Origin of the sequence: Nocardioides sp. JS614, from assembly GCF_000015265.1 — a bacterium.
Lineage (GTDB): Bacteria > Actinomycetota > Actinomycetes > Propionibacteriales > Nocardioidaceae > Nocardioides.
The window spans coordinates 3,315,090-3,330,874 of record NC_008699.1 but is presented as its reverse complement, the minus strand read 5'-3'; the positions used below and the strand labels follow the sequence as shown (position 1 = coordinate 3,330,874).

Genomic DNA, 15,785 nt, shown 5'->3' with positions numbered 1-15,785 from the left:
GAGAACCCGTGAGCCAGGAGAGGAGCGCGATGACCCCCGACATCCCCGACGCCGGTCACCGCTGGCGCTGCTCCGGCTGTGGCAACCTCACTCGCTTCGACGTCACCCGCACCCGGCGAACCACCGAGTTCTGGCACTTCGACCTCGCCGGCGACCACGACGTCGAGCAGACCGAGGTCCGCGACGAGGCGGTGGAGTCGGTGACCTGTCGCTGGTGCGGCCGCTCCGACGCGATCGAGGTGGTGTCGCGGCACCCGGTCGAGGAGCCGGCGGGCGCGGACTCCGGGCCGAGCTGACGGGCCGGCCGTGACCGAGCCCGTGCTGCGCTCGCTCGCCGAGCTGCCGGAGCCTGTCCGCGCTCGCGTCGTCGCGATGACCGCGGAGGCGCTGCCGGACGTGCCCCGGCTGCCCGCCGCCGTACGCCGGGTGGCGGGCTTCGCCCCGACCCGCCGCGCGCGCCTGGGCGGGACCGCGATCGCGGGGGCGCTAGCGGACGACGACTTCCGGGCCCGGGTCGGCACCCAGGTCGCCGCCCGGCCCGCCCCGGCCGAGGACGACGCGGCCGCGGTGGCCGCGCACCGGTGGCTGACCCGGGCCGAGGGGTGGGAGACCGAGCTGGAGGACGCCGTACGACGCATGTCCGAGCGCTCCGCTCCCGCTCGGCCGGACCCCGACGACCATGAGCTCGAGCGACTGCGCGGCCGGCTCGCCGACGCCGAGCAGACGCTGCGCGACCTGCGGGCCGCACACCGATCTGAGATCGGCGAGTACAAGACCGAGAACGCAGCGTTGCGGCGCAAGCTCGGGGACACCCGGGCCGCCGAGCGCGAGGCGCGCGCGGCGGCCGACGAGGCCGGCCAGGCGCAGCAGGCCGCGGAGGCCCTGGCTGCGGAGCGGTGTGCGGTGCTGGAGAAGGACAACCGGCGGCTGCGCGGGCAGCTGGAGCGGCTCGAGGCGGAGGCCGCCCGGGGCCGGCGCGACGCCCGCTCGGAGCGCGACGACGCCACGTTGCGCGCGCGGATGCTCCTCGACACCGTGATCGACGCGGCCGCGGGCCTGCGCCGCGAGCTGGCCCTGCCGCCGGTCGCCGGGGCGCCCGGGGACCGCGTGGAGGCCGACGTGGCCGCGGCGGGGACCCGGGAGCCGAGCGCGGCGGGCGCGCTCGGGACCTCCAGCGCCGCGCTGCTCGAGCAGTACCTCGCGATGCCCCGGGCCCGGCTCCTCATCGACGGCTACAACGTGACCAAGACCGCCTGGCCGACGACACCCCTCGAGGCGCAGCGCAACCGCCTGGTCACCGCGCTCGCCCCCCTGGTCGCCCGGACCCGGGCAGAGACGACCGTGGTGTTCGACGCGGCGGACACCGACCACCGTCCCCTGGTGCACACGCCACGGGGCGTCAAGGTGCTCTTCAGCCCGCGCGGGGTGATCGCCGACGACGTGCTCCGCGACCTGGTGGCCGTCGAGCCCGAGGGCCGGGTGGTGGTCGTCGTCACCGGTGACCGGGCGGTCGCCGAGGACGTCGCCCGCAGTGGCGCCCGGGTGATCTCGTCCGAGGCGCTCGTCGAGGTCCTGACCCGGTAGTCACCTGGTCCGCGCGACACGCCGGGAGGTGGCGCTCCCCGGCGCCGCTGTCGGTGGTCCCTGCGACCGTTCCTGACATGACGACGCGAATCGACTGCGAGACCTGCACGGTGCGGGGTCTGCACTGCCACGACTGCGTGGTGACCGTGCTGCTCGGGCCGCCTCCCGAGCTCACCTTCGACGACGACGGCCGGCGCGCCCTCGACGTCCTGGCCCGCGGCGGCCTGGTCCCGCCCCTGCGGCTCGTCCAGCCCGTCGACGGCCCACCGGTGGTGGAGTCGGCGTGAGCCCGACGCGGCCAGGCTGTGACTTCTGTGACTCTTGTGACTGGCGTGACTTCTGTGGTCCATCTCGGGTAAAGATCCGGCTGGCGTGACAAGAAATTCACCGAGACATGCCCGGTAACTTGGACGCCGCTGGACGCCGCCGTTAACGTGTGACGCTCAGGTGGCCGTGGAAGTGGATCACTCGGATCCGCGCGGTCGCCGCGCTGAGTCTCGGACCGGTTCACCGGCCCGGGAGCCGGGGAACCATCGGTGGTTCGGGCCACCTGGGGTGAATCGCCTCTCGAGGCGTAGGGCAAATGTCGTGCCCGAACCCGTCAGCTCACCCGGTAGGCGTACGACGTACAAGGAGAGCGCCCGCTCGTGCAGAACGGCCGGAACCGACTGATCACCCTCCTGACCGGCTTCGCGCTCATCGCCGCTGTCGGCTTCATGCCCTCCTCGCCGGCCTCGGCTGAGCCCGACATCGACGACGTCCAGGCGCGGGTCGACCGGCTCTACCTCGAGGCCGAGCAGGCCTCGGAGCGGTACAACGACGCCAAGCTGGAGCTCAAGGAGCTGCAGCGTGACCTGGGTTCGCTGCGCGCCGACCAGGAGCGCCAGGACGACCGTCTCGACGTGGTCCGCCAGCAGGTCCAGGACTCCGTCGTCCGGCAGTACGAGGGGCAGAACCTCAGCGCGGTCGGCCAGGTCGTCGTCTCCGACGATCCCGAGGCCTTCCTCTCCCAGCTCTCGACGATGTCGGCGTTCAACGACCTCCAGTCGCAGCTCTTCGACGACTACGCCACCGAGCTCAAGGCCCTCGGCATCCGCAGCGACGCCACCGAGAAGCGCGCGGGCGACGTCGCGGCGCTGGAGAAGAAGCTGGCCGCCGAGAAGGCGACCATCGACAAGAATCTCGAGGCGGCCGAGTCGCTGCTCTCCGACCTCAAGGCCCAGGAGCGCGAGGACATCCTCTCGCGCGGCAGCCTGCGGGTCCCCTCCGACGTCCCGGTCTCCGGCCGCGCCGCCGCCGCCGTCCAGTACGCGCTGGCACAGGTCGGCGACGCCTACGTGTACGGCGCCGCGGGACCGAACGCGTTCGACTGCTCCGGCCTCACGATGATGGCCTGGGCGCAGGCCGGCGTCGCGCTCCCGCACTCCTCGAGCGCCCAGTACGGCTCGGGCCCGCACATCGCGTCGAGCGACCTGCAGCCGGGCGACCTGGTCTTCTACTACAGCCCGATCAGCCACGTCGGCATCTACATCGGCAACGGCATGATCGTCCACGCGGCCAACCCCAGCACCGGGGTCGTCGTCTCCAGCGTCTTCTCGATGCCCTACTCCGGTGCGGTCCGCCCCGGCTGACCCCGGCCGCTAGGTGAGCGAGACCCCCGAGCACGGCAGACAGGCCGGTCACCCACGCTGGTGGGTGGCCGGCCTTTCGCTGTGCCTGCTCCTCGCGAGCGGCCTGGTCGCCTGGTGGGTGACCGACGACGACACCTACGTCGCGCCCACGCCGGCACCTGTCACGCAGAGCGTCTCGCCGGGGCTGGCCGCCCAGACGCTTGCGGACTTCGTGCGCGCGGTCCACGACGGGGACCGTGACGCGGCTCGCGCGCTCGCGCCCGCCGACGACCCGGCCGCCGCCGACCTGCTCGCCGCCGCGGTCGGCAACGCGGAGCGGATCGGTGTCAGCGACTTCAGCCTGCGCTACGTCGACGCCGAGGGCGCGCTCGGGCCGGACGGGGACTGGACCGCCGCGGTCGATGCCACCTGGCGGTTCGACGGCTTCGACCGGTCGCCGGCCCGGGCGGAGCTGCTGGTGCACCTGCGTGAGGACGGTGACCGGGTCGCGCTGACCGGCTTCGGCGGCGGCGACCGGGTCTCGCCGTTGTGGCTCGCCGGCCCGCTCCAGGTGCGCCGCAGCGCACGCACCCTGGTGCTGGTCGACGGCTCCGCCGCCGAGGCCGGCAGCTACGCCCGGCGGGCGCGCGCCGCGGTGCTCGTCGTACGCCGTGTCCTGCCGCACTGGGACCGCGGCCTGGTCGTCGAGGTCCCCGCGTCGGTCACCGCGCTCGACCGGGTCCTGGACGCCGATCCCGGCACCTACGACCAGATCGCGGCGGTCACCACGTCGGCCGACGGCTCCCTGGCGCCGGACGCGCCGGTCCACGTCTTCGTCAACCCCGACGTCTTCGGCGGGCTGCGGCCCACGGGCGCGCAGGTCGTGATGAGCCACGAGGCGACCCACGTCGCGACCGGTGCCTGGACCAGTCAGATGCCGCTGTGGCTGCTGGAGGGTTTCGCCGACTACGTCGCGCTGCGCGACGTCGGCCTGCCGGTGTCGCGGTTGGCCGCCCAGGTGATCGCGGAGGTCCGGCGGAACGGTCCACCACGCGCCCTGCCGGGGGCGGCCGAGTTCGGCACCCGGGCCACGCACCTGGGGGCGACGTACGAGAGCGCCTGGCTCGCCTGCCGGCTGCTGGCCCGGGAGGGCGGCCAGCAGGCCCTCGTGGGCTTCTACCGGGCCGTCGACGAGGGGCGGCCGGTCGGGGCGGCGCTGGAGTCGGCGTTCGGCATCAGCCTGCGCGAGCTCACCCAGCAGTGGCGCGACGAGCTGTCCGACCTGGCCCTGTCAGAATCGGCGGGGTGAGCACCCCGCCCGAGCGCCGCGTCGCGCTGATCGTCGCCGTGCTGGGCGCCCTGGCGTTCGTCGCGCTCGCCGTCGTGCTGGTGCCGTGGCACCCGGTGCCCGGCGGCACGCCGGGGCCGGCGGACGCCGGGTCGGTCTTCACGACCGCGGAGATCCAGCGGGCCGAGGACTTCTCCCGGTGGGCGCGGGTCTGGAGCCGGAGCTCGCTGGTGGTCTCCGTGCTGGTGGCCTGCACGCTCGGCTTCGGGCCCTGGGGCCGACGGCTGGCCGCCCGGCTGCGCGGCTGGTGGTGGGTCCGGGTGGTGCTGGCGGTCGCCGTGCTGGCGGTGGTCGGACGGGTGCTGACCCTGCCGTTCACCGTGCTGCTGCGCCGCGAGGTGCTCGACCGTGGGCTGAGCCACCAGGCCTGGTCGGCGTTCGCGCTGGACCTGGTCAAGAACGAGCTGGTCGGGATCGTCGCGACCTCGATCGTGCTGCTGGTCCTGGTCGGGTGCGCCCGCCGCTGGCGCTGCGCCTGGCCGGCGGTGGCCGGCGGCGTGCTGGGCGTGCTGGTGCTGGCCGGGTCGTTCGTCTACCCGGTGGTCGTGGAGCCGTTGTTCAACTCGTTCACCTCGCTCGAGGCGGGTCCGCTGCGCACCCAGGTGCTCGCGCTCGCCGACCGCGAGCACGTCCCGGTCGACGACGTGCTCGTCGCGGACGCCTCCCGGCGGACGACGACCCTCAACGCCTACGTCTCGGGCTTCGGCGGGACCCGGCGGGTGGTGCTCTACGACAACCTGGTCGAGGACGTGCCGCGCGACCAGGCGCTGTCGGTGGTGGCCCACGAGCTCGCGCACGCCCGCCACGACGACGTGCTGACCGGGTCGCTGCTGGGGGTGGCCGGGGCGGTGTTCGGCGTCGGCCTGCTCGGGCTGCTCGTCGGCGCCGTCGGCCGCCGCGGCCTGGTGATGGGCGACCCGGTCGTGGTGCCGCTGGTGCTCGCGCTGGTCGCGCTGGGCACGGTGCTGGCCACCCCGGTTGAGAACGGGATCAGCCGGCAGATCGAGACCCGCGCCGACGTCGACGCCCTGGAGGCGACCCACGACGCGGGCGCGTTCATCGGCGTCCAGCGCCAGCTCGCGCTGCACTCGCTGGCCGACCCCACGCCCCCGGGCTGGTCGCAGTGGTGGTTCGGCTCGCACCCCACGACGCTGACCCGGATCGCCATCGCCCGTCAGCTCGCGGGGGAGTAGCCCTGAGCACGAAAGTGGCCGCGGACCTCACGGTCCGCGGCCACCCAGCTCTAGTGCAAAGTCAGCACTGTGCGGTTGTCTTCGCCTCGACGCTCGTGCAGGTGTCAGTGAACAGCTCCTTGACCTGGTCACCAAGCGCGAAGACCAGGACGACGATGACAGCGGCGATGCCGCCGATCAGCAGGCCGTATTCGACGGCCGAGGCCCCGCGCTCGTCCATCCTCGCGCGGTGCCCGGCCAGCAGGATCTGCAGGTACTGCAGCATGGTTGTTCTCCCTCTCCCAATCGGTCCCGAGACAGGACCGAGGAGTCCCTCACCCCTCGAGAGCCATCGTGCGTCGCGGCCCGGGCCATCCGGATCGGACGACCGCGTCAGGGTCGGTAGTCACAAATGACTAGAGACGGGCGACGATCGGACATCGTCCGCGGGGTGCGGTCGGGCCAGGAAGATCGGGACCAAGGTCCCGGGACCTAGGTCCCGGGCTGCACGCTGGAGAGCAGCCCGATCCGCATCGCGGTGACCAGCGCCTGGGCGCGGTTGGCGGCGCCGAGCTTCTGGTAGATGTGCCCCAGGTGCGACTTCGCCGTCGATTCGCTCATGAACAGCCGCTCGGCGATCGCGGCGGTGCCGAGGCCCTCGGCGAGCAGCAGCAGCACGTCGTGCTCGCGGTCCGAGAGCCGGGCGGTGCCGGCACCCACCCGGCGGACCATGGCCTCGGCCAGGCCGCTGCAGACGAACGAGCGCGGCGAGACGGCCGCGTGCCGGATGGTGCGGACCACCTCCTGGGCGGGGGCCTCCTTGCCGACGAACCCGGACGCTCCGGCCTCCATCGCCGCGAAGATCTGGTCGTCGCCGGAATGCATGGTGAGCACCACCAGACCGGTGCTGTCGTTCTCGCCGCGGACCGCCCGGGCGATGTCCAGGCCGGTGCCGTCGGGCAGCTGGAGGTCGGCGACGACGACGTCGGGCGCCAGCTGCGCGATGGCGGCGAGGCCGGCGGCGACCGTCGCGGCCGTCCCGACGACGGTCAGGTCGTCCTCGAGGTCGATGACGGCCGCGAGTCCGCTGCGGATCAGCTCGTGGTCGTCGACGAGGAGCACGGTGGTCATGCGGTCACGCTCTCTTCTCGGGTCGCGGCCACCGGCGTGGTCGTGGGTGCCGGCACCCGGACCGTGATGCTGGTCCCGTGCGGGTGTCGCCGGTCGACGTCGAGCCGGCCGCCGATCAGCGCGGCCCGCTCGCGCATGATGTCCAGGCCCTGCGAGTCCGGGCGCGCCGGTCCGAGCCCCCGGCCGTCGTCGCGGACCGTGAGCACCGCCTCGGGCGGCCGCACCCGGCAGTGCACGTCGATCGAGCCGGCGGCGGCGTGCTGGACGGCGTTGGTCATCGCCTGCTGGGCGATCCGGAACAGCTCCGCCTCGACCTCGGGTCGCAACCGGGTCTCCCGCTCGTCCAGGGTGACGTGCACCGGAACGCCCGACGACTCGGTCAGCCGGCGGGCGAGACCGCCCAGCGCCGCACCCAGGCTGGCGCTCTCACCGACGCCGGTGCGCAGGGTGACGACGGAGTCGCGCACCTCGGTCACCACCGCTGAGATCCGTTCTCGGAGCCCGGCGATCCGGGCCGCCTGCGCGGGCGTCCCGGGGTCGGCGGCGAGGGCGTCGACGAGGTAGCCGAGCGAGGCGATGTCCTGGGCCAGGCCGTCGTGGATCTCGCGGGCCAGCCGCCGCCGCTCACCCACCGTCGCCCGGTCGCGCAGTGCCTCGAAGAGCAGGGCGGTGTCGAGGTGGACGACGCTCGCAGCGAGCCGCACGCCCAGCGCGCGGATCCGGTCGTCGAGCCCGATGCCGTCGGCGTCGACGCGCTCGGACAGCTGCCCGGCCACGACCCCGACGGTCGAGCCACCCGAGTGGAGCGGGAACGCGAACCCCTGGCCGTCGGCGACCTGGCTTCCCGCCCACCAGCAGGCGGTCGCCACCTCCTCGAGGGGATCGCTCTCGGGACCAGGACCCAGCGACCAGGTGACGAGCGGGGAGAGGTCCCGGATCGGCGCGACGTAGACCGTGAGCACCTCGGCCGGCAGCTCGTCCCGCACGACGTCGAGCAGCCGGGTGCCGAGGGCGGCGGGGTCCAGCCCGGTGCCGAACTCGTCGGAGAGGTCGATCAGCTGCCGGATCAGGGCCTGGGCGTCGTGGTACGGCCCGAGCGGGTCGGGCTCGCGCCGGAGCACGGCGTGCAGGTAGGTCGCGATCATGCCCAGGCCGAGCGCGACCACGCTCCAGCTCATGATCGCGAGACCCTCGGCGTCCTCGACGGGCAGGCCCGACCCGACCGCGATCACGAGCAGCGCGCCGAGCTCGGAGACGATCGCGAGGGAGGCGCCGGCCGCTCCGGACCGCAGGGCCGCGGTCACCGGGCCGATGGCGAGCGCGCCGAGCACGGCGGTCGAGGTGTGCAGGGCCAGGCCGCACGCCACCCCGACCGTGAGCGGCTCGAGCACGGTGGTCAGCCAGGCCGGCAGGGCGGCGTTGAGCTCGGCGAGCCCGCCGAGCAGCCAGGCCGCGCCGATGGCGACCAGGGCCAGCACCGCCGTCGTGTCCCGGGTCCACAGGGCGGGCGCCAGCAGCGCCAGGAAGCCGCACAGGCGGGCGCCGGTCGCAACCCGGACCGTGGGCCAGCCCCGGCGTGCGCGTGCCGTGTCGCCGCGGCCCATCAGAACGTGTCCATGATGTTGAGGACCGCCGGCCCGAGCACCACCACGAACAGGCACGGCAGGATGCAGAAGATCAGCGGGACCGTGATCTTCACCGGCACCTGCTGGGCGCGCTCCTCGGCGTGCTGCCGGCGCTTGACCCGGATCTCCCGGGACTGGACTCGCAGCACCTGCGCGATCGGGATGCCGAGCGCGTCGGCCTGCACCATCGCGCCGACGAAGCCGCGCAGCTCGGGCACCGTCGTGCGGGCGGACAGGGAGCGCAGCGCCGCCGACCGGCTCTGCCCGAGCTGCATCTCCCGGAGCACCCGGGACAGCTCGTCGGCGAGCGGCCCCTCGGTGTGCTGGGCGACCTGCTGGACGGCCGCGTCGAAGCCGAGCCCGGCCTCGACGCTGATCGTGAGCAGGTCGATCGCGTCGGGCAGCGCCCGGCGGATCCGCTCGGACCGGTCGTAGCTCTTCTGGTAGAGGTACAACCGCGGCCCGAAGTAGCCGAGGACGAGCCCGGCCGCGAGCAGCAGCACGAGGACCGGCGTAGCCGGCTCCAGCAGCAGGCCGAGCAGGCCGGCACCGACCAGCCCCAGGGCCGCGCCCAGGACCGTCCCGGTCAGGTAGCGGTCGACGGTCCAGCCGGGCGGGTTCCCGGCCAGGTCGAGCCGGTGCCGGATCCGGTCCGCGGCCTCGTGGCCGGCGAGCCGGCGGCCGAGGCCCAGGGTGCGCTCGCGGAGCGGGTCGAGCACCCGCTCGCCGAACGGCACCTCCGCCTCGCGGGTCACCACCTCGGGCGACGCCGAGGCGGCCCGGACCAGCTCCAGCGAACGGCCCACGCCCCGGGCGTCCCGGCCCTCCCCGAGGGCGGCGGCGAGCAGCAGGACCGAGACCGCGAGCAGCAGGGCACCGAGGAGCAGCGGCATCTCAGACCTCCACCCGGACCAGGCGACTCATCCAGAACGCCCCGACCGCCAGCCACAGCGCCGCCCCGGCGAGCAGCACGATCCCGCGCGGGTCCTCGAACAGCGGCATCACGTACTCGCGGTTGACCAGCAGGAGGTAGGTCAGGAAGGCCACCGGCAGCGAGCCGAGCACCCAGGCGGAGAGCCGGCCCTCGGCGGACAGGGCCGCGACCTGCCGCCGGACGTACTCGCGCTCGCGCATCGTCTCGGCGACGGTGTCGAGCAGCTCCGCGAGGTTGCCGCCCACCTGGCGCTGGATCCGGATCGCCATCACCGCCCAGGCCAGGTCCGCGCTGTCGAACCGGTCGGCGACGCCCTCGAGCGCATCCTCCAGCGGCACGCCGAGGCGGGTCTCGACGAGCGCCCGGCGGAACTCCGCGGCGACCGGGTCGGCGCCTTCGCGGGTGACCGTCTCGGCGGACTGCGCGAGCGACAGCCCCGCCGAGAGCGACCCCGACATCAGCTGCAGGGTCTCCGGCACGGCGGCGCTGAACGCCTTGCGCCGCCGTCCGCGGCGCACGCCGAGGTAGAGCCACGGCCCGACGGCGCCCACGACCAGGAACAGCACGAACAGCACCACGTTGCCGGTGCCGAGCAGCAGCCCGACCAGCCCGGTGAGCACGAAGACCGCCGTGTGCAGCAGCAACCATTCGGCGGACTCGAGGTGACTGCCCGCTCCCTCGAGCCGGTGCCGGATCCGGTCCTCGAGCCCGCGGTTGCTCCGCAGCACCCGGGCGGCGGCACCGCTCGCCTGGGCGAGCGCGTCGGGGCGGTGGCCGGCGGACAGGATCGCCGTGCCGCCGTCGCCGGCCGCGCCGACGTACGCCGTCACCCGTTCCGCCGGCGTCGGCTCCGCCGACCGAGCGGGGCCGGCGAGCAGCAGCAGCGCGGTGAGCAGCCCCAGGCCGACCGCGACCGCACCGCTGACCAGGAGCCAGTTCATTCGGGACTCCGCGGGGTGTTCATCGCAGGCCCGCCACGAACAGCGAGGGGTCGACGGTGACGTTCGCGTGCGCGAGCTTCTCGAGCAGCTTGGGGCGCAGGCCGCTGGCCACCAGCTGACCCAACGAGCGGCCCTCGGCGTCGAAGCCGGGGGACTGGTCGAAGACGAAGACGTCCTGGAGGGTGACGACGTCGCCCTCCATCCGCTCGACCTCGGTGATGTGGGTGACCCGGCGGGACCCGTCCTTGAACCGGGTCTGGTGCACGATCAGGTCCACCGCCGAGGCCATCTGCTCGCGGATCGCCCGCACCGGCAGGTCCATGCCGGCCATCAGCACCATGGTCTCGATCCGGGCGAGCGTGTCGCGCGGGCCGTTCGAGTGCACCGTGCAGATCGAGCCGTCGTGGCCGGTGTTCATCGCCTGCAGCATGTCCAGTGCGGAGGCGTCGCGGACCTCGCCGACCACGATCCGGTCCGGCCGCATCCGCAGCGCGTTGCGGACCAGGTCGCGGGTGTCCACGCCGCCGCGGCCCTCGATGTTCGGCGGCCGCGACTCCAGGCGGACCACGTGCTCCTGCTCGAGCTGGAGCTCCGCGGCGTCCTCGATGGTCACGATCCGCTCGTCGGAGGGGATGAACGACGAGAGCACGTTGAGCGTCGTCGTCTTCCCGGCGCCGGTGCTGCCCGAGACGATCACGTTCAGCCGACCGCGGACGCAGGCGGCGAGGAAGTCCCGCGCGGGCTCGCTCAGCGTGCCGAACGTGACCAGGTCCTCGGCGGTCAGCGGCGTGGTGGCGAACTTGCGGATGGTGAGCGCCGAGCCGTCGATCGCCAGCGGCGGGATCACCGCGTTCACCCGGCTCCCGTCGGGCAGCCGCGCGTCGACCATCGGGCTCGACTCATCGACGCGGCGCCCGATGCGCGACACGATCTTGTCGATCACGCGGCGCAGGTGCGACTCGTCGACGAAGTGCGCCGCCGTGGGCTCGATCCGCCCGGCCCGCTCGATCCAGATGCTGTGCGCGCCGTTGACCATCACCTCGGAGACCGTGGGCTCGCGCAGGAACGGCTCGATCGGCCCGTAGCCGAGGATGTCGTCGCTGATCTCCTGGGTGACCCGGGCCCGGTCGCTGTGGCTCAACGGCCGGTCCTCGGCGCCGAGCACCTCGGCGAGCACCGCCCGGACCCGTTGGTCGAGCTCGTCCTGGTCCATCTCCGCGTCGTAGAGCTGGGGGCCGAGCTGTTGGAGGAGCTCGGCGTGCACGCTGCCCTTGACCTCCTCGATCCGGTCGCGCCGGCCGGCCAGCGCCTGGCGCCGGCCCAGTGCGGCCTCCGCGGCGGGCTCGGGCGCCGCCGTGGCGGGAGCTGCCGGTGCCGAACCCGGGTCGGTGGCTGCCGGGTCGGCCGAGCTCTGGAGCGCGGCTGCGGGGTCCACGGAGGGTGCCTCCGCGGCGGCGTCGGCGCGCGCCGCGGCGAGGCGGTCGGCGAGGCTCACTGGGTCACCTCCTGAGCCGGAACCGGCGGGTCGGGGTCGGCGGTGTCGGGTGGGCCGGGTGCCTGTCGGGGGCGGCCGGGGCCCCCGCGAGCAGCGCGGCGAGCGCCCGGATCGCCGTACTGGAGGGATGGTCCGGCTTGCCGCTGACGATCGGGGTGCCCGCGTTGGTCGAGGCCGCGATGTCGATCGACGTCGCCACCTGGGCGGCCACCGCCAGGCCGAGGATCGCCTCGACCTTGTCCGGGCCGAGCCCGACGGCGTCGTCGGCGCGGTTGAGCAGCAGGTGCCGGTGACCGCGGGCGATGCCGAGCATCTCGAGGGTCTCGAGGCCGACCCGCACGTTCTTCAGGGTCGGTACGTCGAGGGTGGCGACGACCACGCACTCGTCGGTCTCGTCCAGGGCGGCGAGCGTGGTCTCGTCGAACGCCGGGGCCGTGTCGACCACGACGAAGTCGAAGGTCTCGCGCAGGGTGGTCAGCACCCGGGTGACCAGGGCCGGGGTGATCCGTTCCCGCACGTCGGGCTGGCTGGGCGCCGCGAGCACCATGACCGCGCCCTGGTGGCGGGTCAGCAGCGCGCCGAGCATCGCGGCGTCGAGCGTGTCCTCGGACCCGATCGCGTGCTCGACGGTGTGCGAGGGGAACAGCTGCAGGGTGATCGCGACGTCGCCGAACGCGAGGTCGAGGTCCACCAGGCAGACCTGGCGGGCACCGCCGTCGGACAGGGCGAGCGCCAGGTTGACCGCCATCGTGGTCTTGCCGACCCCGCCCTTGGGCGAGAAGACCGTGACGATGCGGCCCTGGTGGCTGACGCCGTCGGGGCCGCGCAGTGCCACGTAGAGCTGATGGGCGCGGCCGACGGCCGCCGCCACCGCCTCGAGGTCGTCGTGCGGTACGACGTCGCGCGCCCCCGCCTTGATCGCCCGGGTGAGCAGCACGGCATCGATCGGGGTGTCTGACTGGTCCCGGACGACGACCACGCTGACGGTCGGGCGGCTGATCCGGAGCGCCTCGCAGGCGGCCAGGGCGTCCTCGAGGCCGAGGCGCGGACCGAGCACCACGACGTACTCCTCGGTGTGCTCGCCGACCCAGGCCTGGAGCCGGTCGGTCGAGTCGACGCCGTGCGCGCCGGGCGGCAGCGCCGAGAGCAGCCTCGCGGCGATCACGGGATCCGGCTCGACGACGACGGGCATCTCAGGTCACCGGAAGAGGTTCTGCGCGGTCACGCCCTTGCCGGACGACACCTTGCTGTCGGGGTTCAGCAGCGCGAAGGCCAGCTCGCCGTTCGAGGAGGCGAACAGCACCTTCTGCGCCTGCTTCTGGTCCACCGCGATCGTCAGCAGCGTGCGTGGCAGCTGCTCGACGGTCTGGGCGCCGGTGTCGTCGGTCGTCGTGGTCGCCACGGGCGCGGTCGACCCGACGCCGAGGACGGTCACCCGGGACAGGAGCAGCCGGGTGAACGTCTGGCCGGTCTGCTGGTCGACGCCGTTGAGGAAGACGGCGACCTCCGAGCCGGGGTTGAGGAACCCGGACACCCGGGCCGCGTCGGTCAGGTTCACCGAGACGGCCATCTGGCCGGGCGGGATGGGCAGCGGGGCAGCCGCCTCGGAGCTCGACCCGAGCTTGGCCGGGAGCAGCTGCTCCCCGGGCTGGATCGGGACCAGCGCCACCTGGCCGGCGTGGCCGTCGAGCGAGGTGAGCGCGCCGTCGAGCCGGTCGCGCAGCGCCACCGAGCGGGTGCCGATCTTGTCGGCCGCCCGGGCCGCCTCGACGGTCTCGCCCGCCGCGATCGGCTGGGTCGCGACCAGGACGTCGACCGACTCGAACCGGTCCTCCGCCCGCTGGTCGGCGCCGCGGGCATAGACCACCACCAGCACGGTGCCGAGGGCGGCCACGAGCGCGGCGGCCACGATCAGGAGCCGTCGTCGATCCATCGTCGTGCCCTCCCCACTCCAAGGGCCGTGACCGGGTTGCACCCGACCACGGACGTGCCGCAGCCTCGTCGGCGGCGGATTACCCCCCGGTAATCCGGCGCTGTCTCGGCACTCTAGGCGGCTTCCGGGCCGAGAGACGTGAAATCGGCCACGTTTCGTCGCGCCATGAGCACGACGTCATGTCCTCGCCGCCCCTACCTGTCAGCTCAGGTAGAGCGCGGCGACGTCGTCCTTGAGCTCCCGCATCACCACGTTGCGGCGGATCTTGAGGCTGGGGGTCAGCTGTCCGCCCTCCTCGGTCCACTCGTCGGGGAGGATCGTGAACTTCCGGATCGACTCGGCCTTCGAGACGGCCTTGTTGGCGTCCTCGACTGCCGCCGCGATCTCCGCCCGGAGGTCCGGGTCGTCGACGAGGGAGGCGATGCTGCCCGACTTGCCATGCGCCTCGGCCCAGGCGGGGAAGGACTCGCGGTCGATCGTGACCAGCGCGGCGATGAACGGTTGGCCGTCACCGACGACCATGCACTGGTCGATCAGCACGTGCGCCCGGAGCCGGTCCTCGAGCACGGCGGGCGCGACGTTCTTGCCGCCTGCAGTCACCAGGATCTCCTTCTTCCGGCCGGTGATCCGCACGAACCCCTCGTCGTCGACCTCGCCGACGTCGCCGGTGTGGAACCAGGCGTCCGGCTCCAACGCTTCGCTGGTGGCCGTCTCGTTGTGCCAGTAGCCCGCGAACACCTGGCCGCCGCGGAACAGCAGCTCCCCGTCGTCGGCGACGCGTACGGCGGTGCCCGGCAGCGGCCGGCCCACGGTGCCGACCTTGATCGCGTCCGGGAGGTTGACCGTCAGCGCGGCCGTCGTCTCGGTGAGCCCGTAGCCCTCCAGCACGGTCAGCCCGATGCCGCGGTAGAAGTGGCCGAGCCGGTCACCGAGCGGCGCACCGCCCGAGACGGCGTACCGGCAGCTGCCACCGAGCGCGGCGAGCAGCTTCCCGTAGACCAGGCGGCGGAACACGGCGTGCTTCGCGCGCACGGCGAGCGAGGGCCGGCCCCGGTCGAGCCCGCGCGAGTAGGCGATCGCGGTCTCCGCGGCCCTGTCGAAGATCCGGCCGCGTCCGTCGGCCGTGGCCTTCTGGGAGGCGGTGTTGAAGACCTTCTCGAAGACCCGCGGCACCGCCAGGATGAACGTCGGCTTGAACTCCTGCAGGTCCGCGAGCAGGTTCTTGATGTCGGAGCTGTGACCGAGCCGGGTGCGGGTCTTGATGCAGCCGACCTGGATGATCCGGGCGAACACGTGCGCGAGCGGCAGGAACAGCAGCGTGGACGAGTCGTCGCCCTCGAACAGCTCGGGCAGCTCGGCGACGGCGACGCTCAGCTCGAACATGAAGTTGCCGTGGGTGAGCATGCAGCCCTTGGGTCGACCGGTCGTGCCGGAGGTGTAGATCAGGGTGGCCAGGTCGAGCGGGGTCGCCGTCGTACGCCGCTTCTCCAGCTCCTCGTCGGAGATGTCCGCGCCGAGCCGCACCAGGTTGTCGACGGCGTTGTCGGCGATCGACCAGACGTGGTTGAGCTGGTCGAGCCCGGACCGGACCTCCCGGATGCGGGCCAGGTGGTCGGCGCCCTCGGCGACGACCGCGCGGGCGCCGGAGTCGGCGAGGATCCAGGCGATCTGCTCGGCCGAGGAGGTCTCGTAGATCGGCACGGTGACCGCACCCGCGAACCAGGCCGCGTAGTCGAGGAGGGTCCACTCGTAGCGGGTCTTGGAGATCACGGCGACCCGGTCGCCGGCCTCGATGCCTGCGGCGATCAGCCCCTTGGCGACGCCGCTCACCTCGGCGAGGAACTGTGCGGCGGTGACGTCCTCCCAGCCCGCGGCGTCCGGGTGCGCCGAGGGCCGGCTGAACACGATGCTCCCCCCGGCCTCGCGGGCGTTGACCACCACGTCGTCGGTGAGGTTGCCGGTCGCGGGGACCTCGATCGTCAGCGGGTTGGAGAACTCACGCACGGGGGCCT

General features: G+C 73.5%; 15 protein-coding genes and 1 riboswitch. Of the genes, 6 read left to right on the top strand and 9 right to left on the bottom strand.

All coding sequences use genetic code 11. From position 1 onward, the window contains the following. Positions 1–8 precede the first annotated feature (8 nt). The 6 genes from NOCA_RS17325 (at position 9) to NOCA_RS17300 (ending at position 5,735) form a co-directional block, all read left to right on the top strand. Positions 9–296, top strand: a complete 288-nt coding sequence (locus tag NOCA_RS17325; protein ID WP_238383365.1) for a hypothetical protein — start codon at positions 9–11, stop codon at positions 294–296. Between the two features lie 10 nt (positions 297–306). Then, positions 307–1,584: an NYN domain-containing protein gene (locus NOCA_RS17320; protein ID WP_011756562.1), complete on the top strand. Its 1,278-nt coding sequence runs from the start codon at positions 307–309 to the stop codon at positions 1,582–1,584. Between the two features lie 77 nt (positions 1,585–1,661). Further along, positions 1,662–1,871: a hypothetical protein gene (locus NOCA_RS17315; protein ID WP_041546637.1), complete on the top strand. Its 210-nt coding sequence runs from the start codon at positions 1,662–1,664 to the stop codon at positions 1,869–1,871. Between the two features lie 191 nt (positions 1,872–2,062). Further along, positions 2,063–2,219: riboswitch (cyclic di-AMP (ydaO/yuaA leader) on the top strand. A gap of 12 nt (positions 2,220–2,231) precedes the next feature. After that, entirely contained in the window at positions 2,232–3,215 is a 984-nt protein-coding gene (locus NOCA_RS17310; RefSeq protein ID WP_011756560.1) for a C40 family peptidase, read from the top strand. 64 nt (positions 3,216–3,279) lie between these two features. Then, entirely contained in the window at positions 3,280–4,503 is a 1,224-nt protein-coding gene (locus NOCA_RS17305; RefSeq protein WP_049774388.1) for a hypothetical protein, read from the top strand. Further along, a complete protein-coding gene (locus tag NOCA_RS17300) occupies positions 4,500–5,735 on the top strand; it encodes a M48 family metalloprotease (RefSeq protein ID WP_011756558.1) in 1,236 nt (411 codons plus the stop codon). Before NOCA_RS17305 ends, NOCA_RS17300 begins: the two co-directional genes overlap by 4 nt. Before the next feature lie 61 nt (positions 5,736–5,796). Here NOCA_RS17300 and NOCA_RS17295 read toward each other — a convergent pair whose 3' ends face one another. The 9 genes from NOCA_RS17295 to NOCA_RS17255 all read right to left on the bottom strand — a co-directional run bounded on the left by NOCA_RS17295 (position 5,797) and on the right by NOCA_RS17255 (position 15,777). Beyond that, a complete protein-coding gene (locus NOCA_RS17295; protein ID WP_011756557.1) occupies positions 5,797–6,000 on the bottom strand; it encodes a Flp family type IVb pilin in 204 nt (67 codons plus the stop codon). Between the two features lie 206 nt (positions 6,001–6,206). Then, entirely contained in the window at positions 6,207–6,845 is a 639-nt protein-coding gene (locus NOCA_RS17290) for a response regulator transcription factor (protein WP_011756556.1), read from the bottom strand. Next, positions 6,842–8,449, bottom strand: coding sequence for a sensor histidine kinase (locus tag NOCA_RS17285; RefSeq protein ID WP_011756555.1), 1,608 nt, complete (start codon positions 8,447–8,449; stop codon positions 6,842–6,844). Before NOCA_RS17285 ends, NOCA_RS17290 begins: the two co-directional genes overlap by 4 nt. Next, positions 8,449–9,363 (bottom strand): type II secretion system F family protein, encoded by a 915-nt coding sequence (locus NOCA_RS17280; protein WP_011756554.1) that lies wholly within the window; start codon positions 9,361–9,363, stop codon positions 8,449–8,451. Before NOCA_RS17280 ends, NOCA_RS17285 begins: the two co-directional genes overlap by 1 nt. A 1-nt stretch (position 9,364) precedes the next feature. Next, positions 9,365–10,345 (bottom strand): type II secretion system F family protein, encoded by a 981-nt coding sequence (locus NOCA_RS17275; RefSeq protein WP_011756553.1) that lies wholly within the window; start codon positions 10,343–10,345, stop codon positions 9,365–9,367. 19 nt (positions 10,346–10,364) lie between these two features. Then, a complete protein-coding gene (locus NOCA_RS17270) occupies positions 10,365–11,840 on the bottom strand; it encodes a CpaF family protein (RefSeq protein WP_011756552.1) in 1,476 nt (491 codons plus the stop codon). Positions 11,841–11,844: 4 nt separating this feature from the next. Then, positions 11,845–13,032 (bottom strand): AAA family ATPase, encoded by a 1,188-nt coding sequence (locus NOCA_RS17265; protein ID WP_011756551.1) that lies wholly within the window; start codon positions 13,030–13,032, stop codon positions 11,845–11,847. 6 nt (positions 13,033–13,038) lie between these two features. Further along, on the bottom strand, positions 13,039–13,773 hold the full coding sequence (cpaB, locus tag NOCA_RS25975; RefSeq protein WP_011756550.1) for a Flp pilus assembly protein CpaB: 735 nt from the start codon (positions 13,771–13,773) through the stop codon (positions 13,039–13,041). A 201-nt stretch (positions 13,774–13,974) separates the two neighbouring features. Then, complete coding sequence (locus tag NOCA_RS17255) at positions 13,975–15,777, bottom strand: AMP-dependent synthetase/ligase (RefSeq protein WP_011756549.1); 1,803 nt, start codon at positions 15,775–15,777, stop codon at positions 13,975–13,977. Positions 15,778–15,785 lie beyond the last annotated feature (8 nt).

Excerpts from the sequence above, each read along its gene's own strand:
- NOCA_RS17315 (WP_041546637.1), top strand. The coding sequence starts at position 1,662 with ATGACGACGCGAATCGACTGCGAGACCTGCACGGTGCGGGGTCTGCAC.
- NOCA_RS17295 (WP_011756557.1), bottom strand. The coding sequence starts at position 6,000 with ATGCTGCAGTACCTGCAGATCCTGCTGGCCGGGCACCGCGCGAGGATG.
- NOCA_RS17290 (WP_011756556.1), bottom strand. The coding sequence starts at position 6,845 with ATGACCACCGTGCTCCTCGTCGACGACCACGAGCTGATCCGCAGCGGA.
- NOCA_RS17285 (WP_011756555.1), bottom strand. The coding sequence starts at position 8,449 with ATGGGCCGCGGCGACACGGCACGCGCACGCCGGGGCTGGCCCACGGTC.
- NOCA_RS17280 (WP_011756554.1), bottom strand. The coding sequence starts at position 9,363 with ATGCCGCTGCTCCTCGGTGCCCTGCTGCTCGCGGTCTCGGTCCTGCTG.
- NOCA_RS17275 (WP_011756553.1), bottom strand. The coding sequence starts at position 10,345 with ATGAACTGGCTCCTGGTCAGCGGTGCGGTCGCGGTCGGCCTGGGGCTG.
- NOCA_RS17265 (WP_011756551.1), bottom strand. The coding sequence starts at position 13,032 with ATGCCCGTCGTCGTCGAGCCGGATCCCGTGATCGCCGCGAGGCTGCTC.
- cpaB (WP_011756550.1), bottom strand. The coding sequence starts at position 13,773 with ATGGATCGACGACGGCTCCTGATCGTGGCCGCCGCGCTCGTGGCCGCC.